This is a genomic window from Bradyrhizobium sp. HKCCYLRH3059, assembly GCF_051168035.1.
Classification (GTDB): domain Bacteria; phylum Pseudomonadota; class Alphaproteobacteria; order Rhizobiales; family Xanthobacteraceae; genus Bradyrhizobium.
In genome coordinates this window covers 390,413-407,238 of record NZ_JBNPUF010000004.1, presented here as the reverse complement: position 1 = coordinate 407,238, position 16,826 = coordinate 390,413, and the positions used below count along the sequence as shown (strand labels likewise).

The 16,826-nt window shown below is 64.0% G+C and carries 14 protein-coding genes; 5 read left to right on the top strand and 9 right to left on the bottom strand.

All coding sequences use genetic code 11. The features are described from left to right. Positions 1–54: 54 nt before the first annotated feature. The 4 genes from ACQR13_RS15775 to ACQR13_RS15760 all read right to left on the bottom strand — a co-directional run bounded on the left by ACQR13_RS15775 (position 55) and on the right by ACQR13_RS15760 (position 6,268). Positions 55–1,866, bottom strand: coding sequence for an amidohydrolase (locus ACQR13_RS15775; RefSeq protein ID WP_315749932.1), 1,812 nt, complete (start codon positions 1,864–1,866; stop codon positions 55–57). 247 nt (positions 1,867–2,113) lie between these two features. Then, positions 2,114–2,914, bottom strand: coding sequence for a hypothetical protein (locus ACQR13_RS15770; protein ID WP_316164693.1), 801 nt, complete (start codon positions 2,912–2,914; stop codon positions 2,114–2,116). A 92-nt stretch (positions 2,915–3,006) separates the two neighbouring features. Further along, positions 3,007–4,503, bottom strand: coding sequence for an amidase (locus ACQR13_RS15765; RefSeq protein WP_434862971.1), 1,497 nt, complete (start codon positions 4,501–4,503; stop codon positions 3,007–3,009). 79 nt (positions 4,504–4,582) lie between these two features. Further along, a complete protein-coding gene (locus ACQR13_RS15760) occupies positions 4,583–6,268 on the bottom strand; it encodes an amidohydrolase (RefSeq protein ID WP_434842957.1) in 1,686 nt (561 codons plus the stop codon). A 605-nt stretch (positions 6,269–6,873) separates the two neighbouring features. On the opposite strand from ACQR13_RS15760, the gene ACQR13_RS15755 reads away from it, so the two are divergent. Beyond that, positions 6,874–7,167 carry a GlsB/YeaQ/YmgE family stress response membrane protein gene (locus tag ACQR13_RS15755; RefSeq protein ID WP_434840976.1) on the top strand — a complete coding sequence of 98 codons (294 nt, stop codon included), beginning with the start codon at positions 6,874–6,876 and terminating at the stop codon, positions 7,165–7,167. Between the two features lie 13 nt (positions 7,168–7,180). On the opposite strand, the gene ACQR13_RS15750 is transcribed toward ACQR13_RS15755, so the two are convergent. Beyond that, a complete protein-coding gene (locus tag ACQR13_RS15750) occupies positions 7,181–8,167 on the bottom strand; it encodes a helix-turn-helix domain-containing protein (RefSeq protein ID WP_315712444.1) in 987 nt (328 codons plus the stop codon). Positions 8,168–8,271: 104 nt separating this feature from the next. Here ACQR13_RS15750 and ACQR13_RS15745 point away from each other — a divergent pair, with 104 nt between their 5' ends. Continuing rightward, positions 8,272–8,997: an alpha/beta hydrolase gene (locus ACQR13_RS15745; protein WP_315712443.1), complete on the top strand. Its 726-nt coding sequence runs from the start codon at positions 8,272–8,274 to the stop codon at positions 8,995–8,997. Between the two features lie 158 nt (positions 8,998–9,155). Then, positions 9,156–9,659, top strand: coding sequence for a hypothetical protein (locus ACQR13_RS15740; RefSeq protein ID WP_315712442.1), 504 nt, complete (start codon positions 9,156–9,158; stop codon positions 9,657–9,659). A 28-nt stretch (positions 9,660–9,687) separates the two neighbouring features. Here the strand turns inward: ACQR13_RS15740 and xth are convergent, their stop codons facing one another. Both xth and ACQR13_RS15730 read right to left on the bottom strand, forming a co-directional pair. Further along, complete coding sequence (gene xth, locus ACQR13_RS15735) at positions 9,688–10,458, bottom strand: exodeoxyribonuclease III (RefSeq protein ID WP_434862970.1); 771 nt, start codon at positions 10,456–10,458, stop codon at positions 9,688–9,690. Between the two features lie 156 nt (positions 10,459–10,614). Beyond that, positions 10,615–11,442: a helix-turn-helix transcriptional regulator gene (locus ACQR13_RS15730; RefSeq protein ID WP_316225391.1), complete on the bottom strand. Its 828-nt coding sequence runs from the start codon at positions 11,440–11,442 to the stop codon at positions 10,615–10,617. Positions 11,443–11,533: 91 nt separating this feature from the next. Between ACQR13_RS15730 and ACQR13_RS15725 the strand changes: the two genes are divergently transcribed. After that, positions 11,534–12,424: an SDR family oxidoreductase gene (locus ACQR13_RS15725; RefSeq protein ID WP_434862969.1), complete on the top strand. Its 891-nt coding sequence runs from the start codon at positions 11,534–11,536 to the stop codon at positions 12,422–12,424. A gap of 517 nt (positions 12,425–12,941) precedes the next feature. Here the strand turns inward: ACQR13_RS15725 and ACQR13_RS15720 are convergent. After that, a complete protein-coding gene (locus tag ACQR13_RS15720; RefSeq protein WP_434862968.1) occupies positions 12,942–13,184 on the bottom strand; it encodes a hypothetical protein in 243 nt (80 codons plus the stop codon). Between the two features lie 396 nt (positions 13,185–13,580). On the opposite strand from ACQR13_RS15720, the gene ACQR13_RS15715 reads away from it, so the two are divergent. Next, on the top strand, positions 13,581–14,519 hold the full coding sequence (locus ACQR13_RS15715) for a hypothetical protein (RefSeq protein ID WP_434862967.1): 939 nt from the start codon (positions 13,581–13,583) through the stop codon (positions 14,517–14,519). Between the two features lie 1,094 nt (positions 14,520–15,613). Here the strand turns inward: ACQR13_RS15715 and alr are convergent. Further along, a complete protein-coding gene (alr, locus tag ACQR13_RS15710) occupies positions 15,614–16,798 on the bottom strand; it encodes an alanine racemase (protein WP_434862966.1) in 1,185 nt (394 codons plus the stop codon). Positions 16,799–16,826 lie beyond the last annotated feature (28 nt).

The following is a 16,826-nucleotide window of genomic DNA, read 5'->3' as shown; positions in this document are numbered from 1 at the left end:
AAGATTCTGTTCAGTCCGCGCATTCGCCATCTCGTGCACCGTCCTCATTCCCGTTCAGAGTCTGTCGCGATGCGTGATCCGGCCGTTCATCATCGTCAACTGAACGTTCACCTTGCCGATCTCGTGCGGCCCGACATCGAACAGGTTCTTCTCCAGCACGATCAGATCGGCCAGCTTCCCGACCTTGATGGAGCCGATCTTATCCTCCATGCGCATCTGGTAAGCTCCGTTGATTGTGTAGCCTCGGATGAGCTGCGGCAGGCTCAGGCGTTCGGCAGCGGGCGGATGGACCAGGCCGTCGGGCTTGCCGGGCTCCTGGCGCGTATGGCCGGCCTGCACCGCCTCGAGCGGCTTGACCACGACCTTGGAGCCGGTCGCCAGGGCATCCATTCCGAACGACACCGTGACGCCTTGGTCGATGAACGTCTTGAAGCTGTACATGCGGCTCCAGCGCTCTTCGCCGTAGATCTCGCGGATGCGGCGCTGGCTCGTATCCGGCACGCCCCACTGGATCTGGGTGTTCGCAATCAGGCCGAGCTTTCTGAAGCGCGCAATGTCCGAGGGCGCGGTGAGGAACGCGTGGCAGATGGTATGGCGGCGGTTGCCGGGGCCCTGCCTGCCGAACGCGGCTTCGTATCCATCCAGGCTCATGCGAACTGCGGCGTCGCCGACGGCGTGAAGGTGCGTATCGATTCCCTCCGCATGGGCTTCGCGCAGGATTCGATTCAACACGGGCGATGGCAACAATGGTTCGCCGCGCCAATCCTGCCTTCCGGCATAGGGATCCAGCAGATAGGCGGTGCGGCTCAGCTCGGTGCCATCGACGATCAGCTTGAGCACCTCGGCCTTGACCAGCGGAGTGCGATAGCGCTTCCGATAGGCCCGAATGATCGGCAGCGGATCGACGTTGGGGTCGTTGTGATAGAGGCTGCCGATCACGCGTTGCAGCAGCTTGCCGCGGCTCTCGAGGTCGACCAGCATGTCGAAACCGTGATGCTGCTCGGTCGGCCAGGCGCTGAAGCCTGCATCGAAGAGGGTGGTGATGCCGGCGGCTGCGAGCTTGGGCTGCCATTCCTCGATGGCGGCGGCGGCCGACTTGAGGCCGAACGGTTCGATGCCGTGCTTTTCGAGCGTCTTCAGTACCGCGAACAGCGCGGGTACTTCCGAAATGAAGCCAGTCGGCTCGCCATTGGGATCCTTTTCGTACCAGGAGGAGCCGGGCACGACGTCGCGTGGGGTGTCCCTCGTGATGCCGGCCATCTCCAGCAGCTTGGAATTGACCCAGTAGCTGTGCAGATCGCAACTGACGAGCAGGACCGGCCGGTCGGGGAAGATCGCGTCCAGCGGTTCCTTGCGGGGACCCGAGGCGGGGAACGCGCCCGCGATCCATCCGAAGCCGAGAATGAACTTCTCGTCGGAATGCGTCTTGGCGTAATCGCGCAGGATCTCGGAGATGCGCTCAGGATCTTCCTCGTTGACCCAGGCGCCGCGGGCAAATGCCAGAGTGCAAAGATGCCAATGCGCCTCGACGAAGCCCGGCATCAGCATGCGGCCCTTGAGGTCGATGACCTCAGCCCCCCGTCCGGCAAACTTCATCGCTCCGGCATCGTCGCCGACATAGACGATCTTGTCGCCCTTGACGACGACGGCCGCCGCCCAGGGCTGCGAGTCTTCCACCGTGTAGACGCGCCCGCCGCGAAACACGGTCGTGCGATTGGGGGCGGCAAAGGCCGGAGCCGAGCCAGCGGCCGCGAATGCTGCGGCGGCAGCCGTTGTTGCAACCATCTGGCGACGGGTCAGTCCGCCGCCCTCCGGCTTCGACGCCGCGAACAGCGAACCGATGGCTGAGCCGCATGCGATGCACATTGTCCTACTCCGAAAAGCCCGCGTTCCGCGTGAGCCGCATCCTTCCCTGATCGAACGCTAAACTACGTTCCTCCGCGGCCGCCAGGATTGACCGCGATCAAATCGGCCTCAAAGGCGTCGAGCGTACGCACGCAGACTGATGCTCTGGATGCTTGCTGATGGTGAAAATTCAAATCGAATGCCTTCAGACAGGATTGCAGACCGGATTGCTGCTCACGGCCACAGAGGCCGCTCGTTCCAAGCAGCGTCATTTTGGAAACAGGAAAGCCAGGCTGGCCCGAAACTGCCAATGCGATGCCTGGTCCGGTTTCAGCAGATTGTAGTACGCGCCCACCTCGGCATTGATCGGCTGCTTGTCGACCATGAAGAGCTTGCCCACGCCGACGCCGATCGGGACGACCCAGCGATCATTGCCCTTCGCGAGCCAGTTCGCCGTGATGATGGGACTCGAGCTGATGTAGGATCCGTCGGAGAAGTTGTAGGTCACGAAGTACTGCAGCATCATCTGGTTCACCGGCGCGCGGTCGCTCGGACCTGCAAACGACCAGATGTTGTTGGCGAGCACCCCCAGCACCCATGGACCCGGCATGGTCAGCGCGACAATGGTCGGACCTGCGCTCCATTTTCCCGAACCGAGGGCGGGATCGGTCGCCGACGGATAGGAAAAGGTCGGGCCGACACCCCAGATGAGGGCGCCCGAATGGGACGGGGTGAGCGCGAAGATCTGGTTGATGTCGCCGACCCCGCCGATCCGGCCTTGCTCGGGGGAAAAGCGGACCTGGGCGATGCCGGGAATGGTCGTGCGCGTCACCAGATTCCAGTCGGCATTGAGCTGGAACGGGATGACCGGCTCGATCTTGAAGACGTCGGCCGTCTGCCGGTACGGGCCCGTATTCGGCATGGCGATATTCTCAAGGCCGACGCTGATCGTGTCCGCGATCGGGTTCTGCGCCGCCTTGGCCAGATCTTCGAGCGACGGCGTCTTGGCCTGCTGTGCCAGGGCGCCGGAGTCATGGCAGAGTGCCGAAATCAGGAGCAACAGAACCACCTGTCGGAAGGCTCTCGGCGTCGTCGACCTCGCTGTCGAAGCGCTGCTCTTGCAGCCACTGTCTCGCGTCCACACCGCGTGGCCCCGCTGCATCAGGTGAAGGACGGAAAACGCTCGTCCGCGAACAGGGACCGCCGGAGACGGGACCAGTTGGACGCGAACTGGAACGTGTCGAGATCGGTGTAGGTCTGGCCGATCACCTGCATGCCCGAGGGCATGCGGTCCTCGACCAAGCCGAGCGGGACATCGACGACCGGATAGCGGTTGAGCAGATTCCAGTGCCACGTCAGCGCCAAGCCCAGACCGGTGCCCACCCACGGGTCCACCTTGTTTTCCTTGCTCTTGAACATGTCGGCCCCGACAAGAGGCGTTGCCATGGTCGGCATGAGCAGGATGCGGTACCCCTTGCCGAACACGCGCTGCTGGACCTGGCGGTGCAGCCGCTGCAGCAGCTCTTCGGCTTCTTCGGCCTGGCGCGGTCCGACCGGGCCGACCTGGTCGAGCATTTCGGTCATGTAGGGCGAGAGCTGATCGCGATGCGCATTCGAGATCTCGATCGCAGTGCCGATGGACGTCGACATCAGCCCACGGATGAAGACCATCTTGTGGGCCTTCGTGAAGCCGCAATCGACTTCGTCCACCGTGCAACCCGCGGCGCGCAGCGCCTCGATGCCTCTCAGCATCGCAGCCTTCACGGACGGTATGACGTCCGCAATGCTGGTGCCCCAATCCACGGCGATGCGCCACCCGGAAAGGTGCGGATAACGGGTGGGATAGTCGAGGCGAGGGCGCATCGCGGCCATCATCCGCTCGGACGGACCGACGATCGCGTTCTGGAGGCGGACGAGGTCGTCGAAGCGCCGCGCCATCGGGCCCGAGGTCGCGAACGGGATTTCCCCACCGGCCACGCGTCCGAACGGCGGCCTGAAGCCATAGAGACCACATTGCGAGGCGGGAATTCGGATCGAGCCGCCCATGTCCGAGCCCATGGCGAGCGTCGTGAAGCCTGCGGCCAACGCCGCGCCCGATCCCGCCGACGACCCGCCCGGAGAGTATTCCAGATTCCATGGATTGCGTGTCGTGCCCCAGGCGCGGGTGGACGCGCCGAGGAAGAGGTAGAATTCCGGCACGGTCGTCTGGAACGGCATGACGGCGCCGGCTGCCTCGAGCAAGTCGGTGATGGCCGAGTTTTCCGTTGCCGGCGGCGAGTCCTTGTAGATGAGCGAGCCCTGTGTGGTCCGCCAGCCCGGCCTGGAGAATTCGTCCTTGATGGCTACCGTGATCCCTTCGAGCGGCCTCGGGTTGCCGCGCCGATACCGGTCCTCGGACAGCTTGGCCTCTTTCATCGCCTGGTCGAAGTGCTCGTAGGTGATGCAATTGACCTTCGGGTTGAAGGCTTCGATCCGCTTGATCTGCGCCTTCAAGAGATCGACCGGCGACGCCTTGCGGGCCCGGAACATGGCGGTGAGATCGGCGACCGACGCGTAGCAGAGCGGATCGGCGGACTCGGCGCGCGCGGTCGGCAAGCCGAGTTCGGACGCGACCAACGCCGCTCCCGCGCCTTTGATGAGCATTCTTCTGTCGATCATATGCGCCTCCGCATGTCCGGGAATCGGTCTGAGTATGTCGATGTGGCCCTGAATGTGACGGTCCGAGACGTCGCTGGATTCAGCTTCGCTGTTCGTGCCTGACCTGACCGTTCATGACGGTCATCAGCACCTTTGTGTTGTGGATGTCGTGCGGGGCGACTTCGAACAGGTTTCTTTCAAGCACGATCAGATCGGCGAGCTTGCCGACCTCGATCGAACCGACCTTCTGGTCGAGCCCGAGCTGATAGGCCGGGCCCATGGTGGCGGCGCGGATCGCCTCTTCGAGGCTGATCCGCTCGTCGAGCGGCACCAAAGCCGGCTGATCCGGCTTGTTCAACTCCCGCCGCGTGGTCGCGATCTCGATCGCATCCAGCGGCTTGTAGGTGCTGTAATAGCCGGCGGCCGGCCAATCGGTGCCGAGCGAGATGTTGGCGCCATGACGCAGGATCGAGCCAGTGCGAAACGCCTGCTCGGCGCGCGCGCCGACGCGCGGCCGCATCACGCCCTGCCAATAGGCATCCGCCACCGACCATTGGGCGGAGAACTGCGCGGTGACGCCGAGCTTGGCGAAGCGCGGCAGATCGTCAGGTGAAACAAATATGAGATGCGCCAGCGTGTGCCGGCGATCGCGCGGCGGATTGGCCTTGATCGCGGCTTCGAACGCGTCCAGCGACAGGCGGTTGGCGCGATCACCGTAGGAATGGATGTGAATATTGAGGCCCGCCCTGTCGGCGCGGCGGATGATGTCCTTGAACTGCTCCGGCGGGACCAGCGTCTCGCCGCTCGTGCTCGGATCGTCGCTATAGGGGGCCAGCAATGCGGCGGTCCGTTGGGCTTCGCCGCCGTCGATGTTGAGCTTGAGAACGGGCGCCTGCACCAGTTCGGAATTGAAGCGTCGACGCAGGGCCTTCGCGATCGGCACGGGGTCGATCGCCGGATTGTTGTGGTAGGTCGATCCGACCACACGGAACGGCAGTTTTCCTTTGCGCTCCAGATCCTGATAGAGTTCGTAGCCTGTCTCCTCGGGCAGAACGAGCAGTCCGGCATCGAACACGCTGGTGATGCCGGCCGCCGACGCCTTCGGCAGCCACTGTGCGAGCGAGTCCGCAATATAGCCGGTCGTGAACGGCGAGATCGCGTTGAGGACCGGAAACATCGCCGGTGGCTCGACCAGATAGCCGGTCGGCTCTCCCGAGGCCGGATCCCGCTCGAAGTAGCTGTAGCCGGGCAACGGATCCTTGGTCGCCTTGGTCACCTTGGCAATCGCCAGCGTCTTGGAATTGACCCAGGCGGAATGGCCATCGATCCCGACGAGAAAGACGGGCGTGTCCGGCCAGATCTGATCGAGATCCTCCTTGCGAGGGCCGGTCGGCGGAAAGGCGTTATAGCGCCAGCCGAAGCCGCGGACGATGCCGGCCTGGCCCAGCTTGGCGCGATAGGCCTTCAGGGCGTCGAGCATCTCCTCCCTTGTGTCGTATTGAAGATCGACACCCCGAGTCACGACAGCGCCCGCTATCGGATGGATGTGTCCTTCCACGAAGCCGGGCAGCAGCATCCTGCCGGCGAGATCGACGACGCGGGTCTTCGGGCCGATGAAGGACCGGACGCCCGCGTCATCGCCGACATAGACGATGTGCTTTTGCTTGACGGCGACCGCGCGGGCCCATTCCCGGCCGCCGTTCACGGTGTAGACCGGGCCGTTGCGAAACACGATGTCGGCCTTGCCGCCGCCGGTTCGCGCCTCGGCGTTCGTCGGAGCGGACACCGAAGCAACGCCGGCTGCGGCGAACGCCGCGCCTGCCTGCAGGAGCCTGCGTCGTGACGGCTCGGCCTCGTTGACGGAGCCAAAATCAAGCTGGAGCAAACCACGGAATCTTGCCCAGTTGCATGCGATGCACATGCATTCATCCTTACACGCTCTGCGGGAAACGCATTCTTCTTGATTCCGCGGATCATATGAACTCGGGGGAACTACGTAGCCCTTCGCGTGCGAAGCGTTCGCATGAGCCGTGCGTGTTCGAGACGATTAGATTCGAATGACTGTCATTTCGGGAGGAAGTACGCGACGTCCGAAGCGGAATGGCCAATTCAAAGCAAGCAGGGGCCGCATCACCTTGTCATGGACGCCGGCCTGCGCCAGTTTGCGAGTGGGTTGCGAACTCATCCGATGTGCAGAGTTCAGCTCATGGCAACGAAATCGATGTAACCTGCAAGCGTGCGATTCGTGTGGCTCTGCGAGCAAGACCCCTGATCTGGCTGCTTCCGTGTAGCAACTGGCGGTCTCGCTTCGCTCGGCAATGTGTTCTCATGATCTTGCTGCTGGCCGTGATGCTCCAGCTGAGGGGTGACGGCAGACCGACGGAGTGAAGAATGTTCACACTGGCACATGCAGGGACTTGGCTCGTCGTCGGCTTGATTGGTGGCGGCCTTGCCGGAATCCTGGTGAAGCGCCGCCGAGCCGGTTTCGGGCTCCTCACCAACATCGGATTGGGATGCGTCGGCGCCCTCATCGGTGGTGTCTTGTTCAACCTGTTCGGGTTGTTTCCAGGCATGGGCAGCATCGTCATTTCGCTGCGCGATGTCGTCGCGGCGTTCGTCGGCTCGCTGGTCCTGCTGGCGGCAATCTGGTTGTGGGGCGCAGCCCGCGAACCGAGGCCGCGCTGACCGCAGGCGGTGGTCAGCCCGGGTGACGCGCGGTCTCCGCGCGCCAGTCGCGCGGGCGCATGCCGAAGCGCTGCTTGAAGCGGCGCGTGAAGTGCGACAGATCCGAAAAGCCCCAGTCGAAGGCGATGCGGCCGATGTCGCGGCCGCATCGGGCGGGATCGCGCAGATCGCGCGCTGCGCCATCGAGCCGGCGCTCCATCACCAGGTCGGAGAAGCTGGTGCCGGCGCGGGCCAGCAGCTTGTGCACATAGCGCTCGCTGATCCCGACGACAGATGCGATGGTCGCCACCGTCAGGCCGGGCTCGCGCACCCGCTCGTGAATGGCGCGGCGTAGCGCCAAGGTCGTCGCATCGGCAAATGAGGTGGTCGCATGCGTCTCGCGGCGGCCGCGGCGCGCCAGGCTCAGCGCCACCAGATCGAGCAGCACGCCGAACAGCGCCGACGCATCGTCGGGCGCGAGCCGCAGCGCATTGGCGTTGAGGGAGCGCGCCGTCTCCACGATCAGTGCGCCGACGCATGGATCGTCGGACAGCCGCGTCGGCGCGATGTCCGGCTCGGCCGGCAGGCGGCTGCACAGCGCATCGGCGGGGACGCGGAACGAGATCACGCCGAGCGACGGCCCGCGATCGTGCTGCAGCACGAAAGTGCGATCGCTGTCGAAGATGCCGACCTGACCGGCGGACAGGCTGACATCGCATTCGTCCTGCAGGATGGTGCAGCGGCCGGCGAGCTTGAGGTTGAGATAGAAGCAGCGCTGGGTGGAAGCGGCGATGTCCGTGCGCGAGCGGCGTACGATGTGCTCGGGAAAGCTGACGCGGTTGATGGCGCCGCTCCCAAGGCTGATGCTTTGCACCTCCGCAGCGAATCCGATGCCGCGCGCCGGCTCCGGTGTCAAGTTCATGAAGGCCTGGCAGATCGCCTCGCGGTAATACGAGAACTGCTCCTCCGGCCGCACCGCCGCCGTATTCCAGCTCCGCTGCCGTTCCGGCTCGGCGCCCATCGGTTCACTCCGAGACCAATCGGGTTCAGTTGCAGCCAAGCGCCGCGGGCGCGGTCCGGCCCATAGTCCTTGCACCGCCTTCCATCGTGCAAAGGAACGTGATCATGTCAACCTACGTCCTGGTCCATGGCGCCTGGCATACCGGCGCCGAGCTCGAGCCGGTCGCCGCGCATATTCGCTCCGCCGGCCACACCGTCCATCTGCCGACCATCCGCGGCAACCGCCCCGGCGACGCAAAGACCACTGGACTCGACGAGGCGATCGCCTCGATCTGCGACTACTTCACCGAGCATGACATCACCGACGCCGTGCTGATGGGGCACTCCTATGGCGGCATGGTCATCACCGGCGTCGCCGACCGCATCGCTCAGCGCATCCGCCGCCTGGTCTACTGGAATGCGTTCGTGCCCAACGACGGCGAGTGCCTCAACGACATGGTGCCACCGCACTATGTTGCGCTGTTCGACGCCGTCGCTGCGGAGCGCGGCGACGGTTCGGTGGTGCTGCCGTTCCCGGTCTGGCGCGAGGCCTTCATCAACGACGCCGATCTCGCCACCGCGACGCGCGCCTATGAGATGCTCAATCCGCATCCCAACAAGACCTTCACCGACAAGATCAAGCTGCGCGCCAATCCCGCCGAGATGGCAATCGCGAAATCCTACATCAACTGCACCGAGGACACGGCGCTGCCGCACAGCCTGCCATGGCATCCGCGGCTGTCCGGCAAGCTCGGCCTGTTCCGGCTGGTCCAGGTGCCCGGCAGCCATGAGCTGTGCTTCTCCGATCCCGGCCGGCTCGCGCAGGCGATCATGGATGCGGGACGCGATTGACGGCGCGTGTCGTCACGCTCCCGGTGTGGCGCCGGTCGGTCATCATTTCAGGTTGTGATCGGCGTCACATTCGCCGGGAGCGCGATCGGCCAGACTGATCTCCGATGAATGCAGCCCGGCGGGGCATCCATCCTCGCCGCACCATCGGAGAACGCGTCATGGCCCAGCTCCATCTGACGTCCCCTCGGGGTCTTGCATCCAAGACATCAGCCGCGAAAGCGCCCGCGCGGCCGGCCGCGACCAGGGCCGGCTGGCTCGCGATGGCCGCCGGCGCGATCACGACCGTGTTCGCCGCGATCGGCGCGGCGAACAGCGTCCTTCCCGCGGCGTCGAACGTCGGCGCGGCCGTGCTCGAAGCGCTGAACGTGCCGGCCTGCCTGTCCTATTCCGATCGCTATGACGGCACGCAGAGCAGCTTCCGCAAGGAAGGCCAGCTCTGGCGCGAATATCCGCGCGGCTCGGAGACGTATAGTTATGAGTTCAAGGAGATCCGCCGCACGCGCCAAGAGATCATGCTGTGGAACGTGACGCCGCGTCCGAACGTGCCGGATGCCGCGAGCCTCGTCGTGCATCTGCCGGTGTGCGGCGGCATGGCGGTGCTGACCGAGGGCCTGCCCGAGCGCGCGACCAATCTGCAGCAGACCTGGCCCGACCGCGGCTGAGGCTCCGACGCGGACAGGCGAGTTCGGATTATTTCAGCACGATCCAGGCCGGCGCGTGGTCGCTGGCGCCGTCCTCGCCGCGGATGGCGCTGTCGACGCCGGCCTTGGCAAGGCGCGGCGCGAGCTGCGGGCTCAGCAGCAGGTGGTCGAGCCGCAGGCCGGCATCGCGCGGCCAGCGGTTGCGCTTGTAGTCCCAGAACGTGAACATCGGCGCGTCCGGATGCAGCATGCGGATCGCGTCGCACCAGCCTTGATCGACCAGCGCCTTGAAGGCGGCGCGGCTCTTCGGCTGGATCAGCGCGTCCTTGTCCCAGGATCGCGTCGGATAGATGTCGAGCGTAGCAGGCGCCACATTGTAGTCGCCGGCGAGCACGGCCGGCAGGTCGTCCTTGATGAAATCAGCCGCGTGTTTCTGCAGGCGTTTGAACCAGGCGAGCTTATAGTCGAATTTCGGCCCCGGCTGCGGATTGCCGTTCGGCAAATAGAGGCAGCCGACGACGAGGCCGCGCACCGCGGCCTCGATGTAGCGCGCCTCCTCGTCTCTGGGATTGCCGGGCAGGGCGGTGCGGGTCAGCACCGGCTCGGCCTTGCGCGCAAGGATCGCGACGCCGTTCCAGGTCTTCTGACCCTGCCACACCGCGCCATAGCCGGCCTTGGCGATCGCATCGACGGGGAAATCGGCCTGGGTGCATTTCAGCTCCTGCAGGCAGACGATGTCGGGCTTGGCCGCGCGCAGCCAGCGCAGCAGATTGGGGAGCCGCCGCCGGACATTGTTGATGTTGAAGGTCGCGATCTTCATGAGGCCCGTCGCCGTGGGGATGGTCCGGATGACCAAGCTCGCAATCGGCTTTTTGTTCACGCGGCAGCGTCGATGCAGCCAAGGCTGCCTACGAAAGCCCGGCCTGTCAGGCAACCCACGCGCTTCTCGGCGGCGCGAGTCGAGAGGCGCACGCATCTACTTCGGTCGCGACGTCACCAGCGCACGGATCTTGTCGGCATCCTCCGGCGTCGCGGGATTGTAGATCACCATGGTGAGGTCGGGCCGGCCATCGACGGCGAAGCCCGAAAATTCTATCGAGAGCGATCCGGCGACGGGATGCTCCAGAGCCTTCACGCCGTCACCGTGCCGCCCTTGCACATCGTTGTCGCGCCACATCGCCGCGAATTCCGGGCTCGTCGCGCAGAGCTCGTCGACCAGCGATTGGACATTGCGGGCCGCGCCGGCGCGGGCCACGTCGGCGCGGAAGGACGCGACCACATAGCGCGCCACGGCCTGCCAGTTGGGCTGTGCTGCGCGGACACGGCTGTCGTGGAACATCATGCGCAGAACATTGCGCTGGCCCTCCGGCAGGGTGCTGTAGTCGGTGAGGACAGCCGCAGCCGCCCTGTTCCAGGCGAGGATGTCCCATGTCGCCGTGCGAACGAAGGCGGGACTGTATTCCAGCGTGTCGAGCACGCGTTGGAGACGGGGTGAGATGCCGTCGATCGCGTGATAGCGGGCTTCGGGTGGCCGGCCGAGACCGAGCAGGAACAGATGCTCGCGCTCGGCGTCGGTCAGCATCATGGCGCGAGCGATGCGGTCCAGCACGTCGGCGGAGGGCGCGCCGCCGCGCCCTTGCTCGAGCCAGGTGTACCAGGTGGCGCTCACATTGGCGCGCTGCGCCACCTCTTCGCGCCGAAGCCCCGGCGTTCGCCGCCGCTGCAGCGGCAGGCCGAAGGCGGTCGGATCGAGCTTGGCGCGGCGATCCCTGAGATAGGTCCCGAGAGGGTTGGCGTCCGTCATCCTGTTAGCGATTATACCCGTATAAAGTCACGACTTTACCCGCATGAGCAGCCTAGCAATATCCCGGCGGTCTGAACAGGGAGTGTGTCTCATGCGCGTATTCGTCACCGGCGCCGCCGGATTCATCGGCTCTGAAACCACCAGGGAGCTGATCGCCGCCGGGCATCAGGTCATCGGCCTCGCGCGCTCCGCCGAGAACGTCCGCACGCTCGAGCAACTGGGCGCGCAGGTTCATCGCGGCTCGCTGCAGGACCTCGACAGCCTGAAGCGCGGCGCGAGGGATGCCGACGGCGTGATCCATCTCGCCTTCATCCACGACTTCGCGAAATTCGCGGAGAACGGCGCCATCGACAAGGCCGCCATCGACGCCATGGGCGAGGTGCTGGTGGGCACGAACAAGCCGTTCATCGTCACCTCCGGAACGGGGCTCGTTGCGGCCAATGTGGTGGTCACCGAAGACATGCGGCGCGAGTCGTCAGCGCATGTCCCGCGCGTGTCCGAGCAGACGGGTCTCGCCTATGCGTCGCGCGGCGTGCGCGCAATGGTGATCCGCCTGCCGCAGGTTCACGGCGCCCCCGGAAGGGCCGGGCTGATCTCCTATCTGGTGGAGCTCGCGCGACAGAAGGGCCGCGCCGCCTATGTCGGCGAAGGCACCGAGCGCTGGGCCGCGGCGCATCGATCGGATGTCGCCCGCCTCTACCGGCTCGCCCTGGAGAAGGGCATTGCAGACGCGATCTACCACGCCGTCGGCGAGGAGGGCGTTCCCATGCGCGAGGTCATCGAGGTGATCGGCCGCGCGCTGAACGTGCCGGTCGTGTCGATCAGCAAGGAGGAGGCGGGCGACTACTACGGTCCACTGGCGATGTTCGCAGGGCTGGACATGCCGGCCTCCAGCGTCCTGACACAGCAGCGCCTGGGCTGGAGACCGGACGGGATCGGTTTGATCGCCGACATTGGCCAGCCGGGTTATTTCAAGCCGTAAGCGTCGGCCGCGACCTTGGGTGCGCATGGTCGCGCGCCCGCCATGGACAGACCTGGTGCGCGGCGGCGGCTGCTGCGTGTCTAGACGCAGCCGGCCGCCTTCGTCCTGGTCCATTGATATTTTGGACTGGTCATTCGAACGAGGCCGGAATTTCGGGCAACCTCCGAAATCTTCATGGAGAAGCACAGCGCGAATTTTGAGGCCGAAGTGCGCGAGGCTAGCGCAGCTCGGGCCAGTTTTGTGCACTGTCACCGCAATACCTGCGCCAAGTCAGGCGACCGTAGGCGCTGCGTCCCAGAATCCGACGGTCCAGCAACAGGACCCGCCGAACATCAAGTGTCTGCCTGGCAACAAGAGCGGCGCGCCGGCCAAGCGCTGAACGATGCCGGTGACAGTGTGTTGAGAGCACCAGTGGCGTCTTGAGCGCTGTCACCGTAACCTTCGGGAGCGATCGGCCGGTGCCAAAATGCTGTGTGGTGCCTCATGGCCCTGCGGGCCGCCGCGCTTTAGGAGATCCTCATTCTTCGTTATCGAGGAGCCAAGCCGCCCACAGTTCTGCGGATTCTTCGACTAACCATTCGGGTGTCACATCCCCATAAAGTTCGCCAATCTTGAAAATTCCCATTTCTTCGGGGCCGTCGGGAAAATCGTCACCTCCAATCCAGATTTTCCAAGTTCGTTCGCCTTGTTTCTCGCCAAAATATACCACGAATGACATGCCCGACGCGGTTTTGGTCTCTCGCCCTGCAAGCTTTTTCATATTTTGGTTCTCCACGCCTCGAAGACAGGGATAGTGGGCGATGTGAATGCAGTCGCCGCTAAGCGCAATAGCCTTGATGGAAGAAGAACATCGGTGTCTCAACGCAGTTTGATGGCGCTCTGTCACTCGGCGAGCGTTTTTGCCTTCGATTCGACGCGGCGTCGGTAACATCGTAATTAGGCGATGACTTGGCCCTCTCAAACGTTCGCAGTATACGGGCGAAGAGAAAACATCAGCGTATAATGCGTGCAACTGCTCGCCAAACGTCGGCGTGCAGCAATCTGATGGAATGAAGACAGCCGCATAGTCCCTACATGCGGGTGAGTTCGAACGGTTCAATGCCTAGTTCGCCTATTGCCTCCGCTGTTGCGTCCTCTGACCACAGAGAAGATCTCCATGTTCTTTAAGAAGCCCTTGTCTTCCCCCCGCGGCGTTCCGTTGGGCGATCTGGAAGCTGCTCTCAAGCCGACTACATTGAAGGCTTCGAGGGATGGCGATACCTTGATCGTAAAGCACGAGAGGCTGGTGACCCGAGTATCGGTGAGTGCCCCAGAAAATCCGATAGCGGATGGTGCGAAGATCGCAGCGCTCGTTACGATTAAGACCGAACTTCCCACAGAGTTTCGCGATTTTGTTAACAAGCCTGGCCTACTAAGCCTAATTAATCGAATGGCTACCGTAGGCGCAGTCACAGAGGAGAACGGACGATTTTTCGTTGGCTCCAGGCTCACCGTCTACGAAGGGGAAGACGCCTGGAACGTGCAGTTTGGCCTGATGTTGTATTCTGTAATTGCAGGCGCAGACACGGTCATCGGCGCCACTCGGAAGATGTTTTTCCGAGAGCCGCCTCGCGCTGCTGAACCTTCATCGTGGACCGAACAGGATTTCGAATTTGCTCATTCCTATCTCTCACGAGTCTCTGTATGCACGTTAGGCGGCCTTGGCCTGACGGCGGAATTTGGCTTGAGAAAGGGAGAAGTCAGCGCGGTTGCCGGCCACCATAACACTGCACTTTGGGAAATGAAGGCAGATCAGCCCCATCCCGAGATGGGTAGCGGCCTACTCTGCCTGCTCAACATGCCCCATGAGATAGCGAGTAAGGAGAAGCTCGACCACATTATCGGCGAGTTGAACAAACTCGAGATGCTCGGGAATGATCTACCGCCTCATTTCGGTGCTTGGTGTAGCGGCAAGAAGGACAACAATCCAGCCTATGTGAGCTTCCTTCCCAATGCGCTCCACTCGGCAAATGGCATCGCATTGAATATGTCGGCCTGGGCAATGTTCAGGGCTCAAATCGCGGACGCGATGTTGCTTACGATGGGAGTTCGATAGATTGAGAGGTCTGGTGAATAGTCGAACATCCATTGAAGACCTGCACCGCGCCCGGCCGACCAAGTCCTCGAATAGCATGCTCTACGCTCTGAAAAACTCCGACAAAGGGCATTTCACGGTCCCATCCGCTGCCGAGTTCTGCTGCATCATGACTTGTTGCTCCCGCCGCAGGCCGCGGGCGGGCAGCCCGGCGCGGCAAGTGCTCTACACGGGAGATCCAGCGAAATGAGAGCGGTGGCTTTTGGAAGAGCCACTTCTGCCGCCCATCCGAGTACGCCTTCAATACCTCCACCCGGTTCCTCTTTTAGTCCTACGCCCACAGCATCCGGCCCTTAAGTTCCAGGTGGCGGTGTTCGTGGTAGGGATCGGGCGGATCGCGGCGTGGTAAGCGCTAATTAGCTGGTGTGGCAAAACGCGAATTTCTCCAGCAATCCCAATGCGACACACCCTGTCCAGTCCTCGCGCGAAAAATATTCGTATTTCGTTTTTCCAGAAGATGTGCTTCACTCCCTCCGTCCCGCCTCGGCACGAGGGGCGTATCGCGATCGTCATGACACGCGGGGTGGGATGTGGTGGGCGCTTGGGGTCGCAGCATGGCTTGAGGCCGTGCGGACGAACGGCACGGGGCGCACGTCGAAGACGTATGGTCCTGGCATCCCGACGCTGATGCTACGCCGGTGGTGATGATGATCCGCCGGTCACGGGGGCAAGACAGCCGATCCCCGGGGAGAGTACGCATAAGGCGTAAAGCCATCGCGCGGGGAATGCCGGTTGACCGGCTGAACCTGTGGTGACTGCCGCCTGCTTTTTTTCTGCAGGCGGGCCATGGGTGAGGCCTTCACCCGGCATTCCCTGCGCCCTCGTCTTTCGAAGAGGGTGAAAAAGAGATGCAAGCCTCGGGCGTTACATGCCGCGAGAACGATGGCTCATGTCAGTTCACCGTCATTGCGAGCGCAGCGACTTGTCCGCCGTAGCTCGAAGAGCGAAGGCGGAAGCAATGCAGGGTGGTGTGCGGGACTCTGGATTGCTGCGCTCGCAATGACGATGTGGAAGCAGCTGTATGCACGTCAGACAGAGAGCGTTGCTGCGCGCGATCAGCTTTCCGCGGCCGCCGCGCCGCCCTTGTAGATGCGATGATAGCGCCGGCCGAGATTGGTCAGGACCTCGTAGCCGATGGTGCCGAAATGATGCGCGAGCTCGTCGACCGTGATGCCCTCGCCGAGCAGCGTGGCGAAGTGGCCGCGGCGGGCGGCCTTCGGCGGCAGGTCGGTGACATCCACCGCGATCAGGTCCATCGAGATGCGCCCTGCGATCGGGCAGCGTTGGCCGGCAATGATGACGTCGGCGCCGCGGGTGCCGTCGTTGGAGCTCGCCGCGCGGAAATAGCCGTCGGCATAGCCGGCGGAGAGGATCGCGATCTTTGTCGGGCGGCGCGCCGTCCAGGTGCCGCCATAGCCGACCGTGTCGCCGCGCGCGAGGTCACGCAGTTGCACGATGCGCGCCTTGATCTCGGCGACCGGCTGCATCGGATTGTCGGCCTCGGGCGTCGGATTGACGCCGTAGAGCGCGGCACCGGGCCGCACCATGTCGAACTGGAAGGCGGCACCGAGGAAGATGCCGGAGGAGGCGGCAAGCGCGGCGGGCACGCCGGTGAACACGCTGGCGACCTCGCGGAACGCAGTGAGCTGGCGCGCGTTCGACGGGCTGTTGATCTGCTCGGCGGAGGCCAGATGGCTCATCACCAGCGTGATGCCATGGTCGCCGCCCTGGATGCGCGGGATCATGCCCTGCGCATCGATCGGGCTGAGGCCGAGCCGGTTCATGCCGGTGTCGACATGGATGGCCGCGCCGCCCTTCCAGCCGGTGCGGCGGCAGAACATGTCCCATTCGGCGAGCTCGTTGAGGTCGCCGATGACAGGACGGCAGTTGATCGCCGCGTAGTCGTCGCCGGTGTTCTGGAAGAAGCCGTCGAGCACGTAGAGCGCGGCGCTGTCCGGCAGGGCGGCGCGGGCGACTTTTGCCTCCGCGAGCGTCGCGACGAAGAAGGTCTTGCAGCCGGCCGCGGCGAGCGTGCGCGCCACCTGGGGAATGCCGCAGCCATAGGCGTCGGCCTTGATCACCCCGGCGCATTCGGCCGGCACTGCGGTCTTTTCCAGTTTGCGCCAATTGGCGGCGAGCGCATCGAGATCGATGGTCAGCACGCCGGTGGCGCTGGCCGGGACAGCGTCGTCGACCGCCGAGACAGGTTGCTCGGCGGGTTTCTGTTCGGGAACACTCATGTGGCGCTTTTACGCGCCGCGGCGTCAC

What these genes read in the sequence shown, in the direction of transcription:
- ACQR13_RS15730 (WP_316225391.1), bottom strand. Translation starts at nt 11,442, where the DNA reads ATGACGGACGCCAACCCTCTCGGGACCTATCTCAGGGATCGCCGCGCC.
- ACQR13_RS15725 (WP_434862969.1), top strand. Translation starts at nt 11,534, where the DNA reads ATGCGCGTATTCGTCACCGGCGCCGCCGGATTCATCGGCTCTGAAACC.
- ACQR13_RS15715 (WP_434862967.1), top strand. Translation starts at nt 13,581, where the DNA reads ATGTTCTTTAAGAAGCCCTTGTCTTCCCCCCGCGGCGTTCCGTTGGGC.
- ACQR13_RS15765 (WP_434862971.1), bottom strand. Translation starts at nt 4,503, where the DNA reads ATGATCGACAGAAGAATGCTCATCAAAGGCGCGGGAGCGGCGTTGGTC.
- ACQR13_RS15740 (WP_315712442.1), top strand. Translation starts at nt 9,156, where the DNA reads ATGGCCCAGCTCCATCTGACGTCCCCTCGGGGTCTTGCATCCAAGACA.
- ACQR13_RS15720 (WP_434862968.1), bottom strand. Translation starts at nt 13,184, where the DNA reads ATGAAAAAGCTTGCAGGGCGAGAGACCAAAACCGCGTCGGGCATGTCA.
- ACQR13_RS15745 (WP_315712443.1), top strand. Translation starts at nt 8,272, where the DNA reads ATGTCAACCTACGTCCTGGTCCATGGCGCCTGGCATACCGGCGCCGAG.
- alr (WP_434862966.1), bottom strand. Translation starts at nt 16,798, where the DNA reads ATGAGTGTTCCCGAACAGAAACCCGCCGAGCAACCTGTCTCGGCGGTC.
- ACQR13_RS15775 (WP_315749932.1), bottom strand. Translation starts at nt 1,866, where the DNA reads ATGTGCATCGCATGCGGCTCAGCCATCGGTTCGCTGTTCGCGGCGTCG.
- ACQR13_RS15750 (WP_315712444.1), bottom strand. Translation starts at nt 8,167, where the DNA reads ATGGGCGCCGAGCCGGAACGGCAGCGGAGCTGGAATACGGCGGCGGTG.
- ACQR13_RS15755 (WP_434840976.1), top strand. Translation starts at nt 6,874, where the DNA reads ATGTTCACACTGGCACATGCAGGGACTTGGCTCGTCGTCGGCTTGATT.
- xth (WP_434862970.1), bottom strand. Translation starts at nt 10,458, where the DNA reads ATGAAGATCGCGACCTTCAACATCAACAATGTCCGGCGGCGGCTCCCC.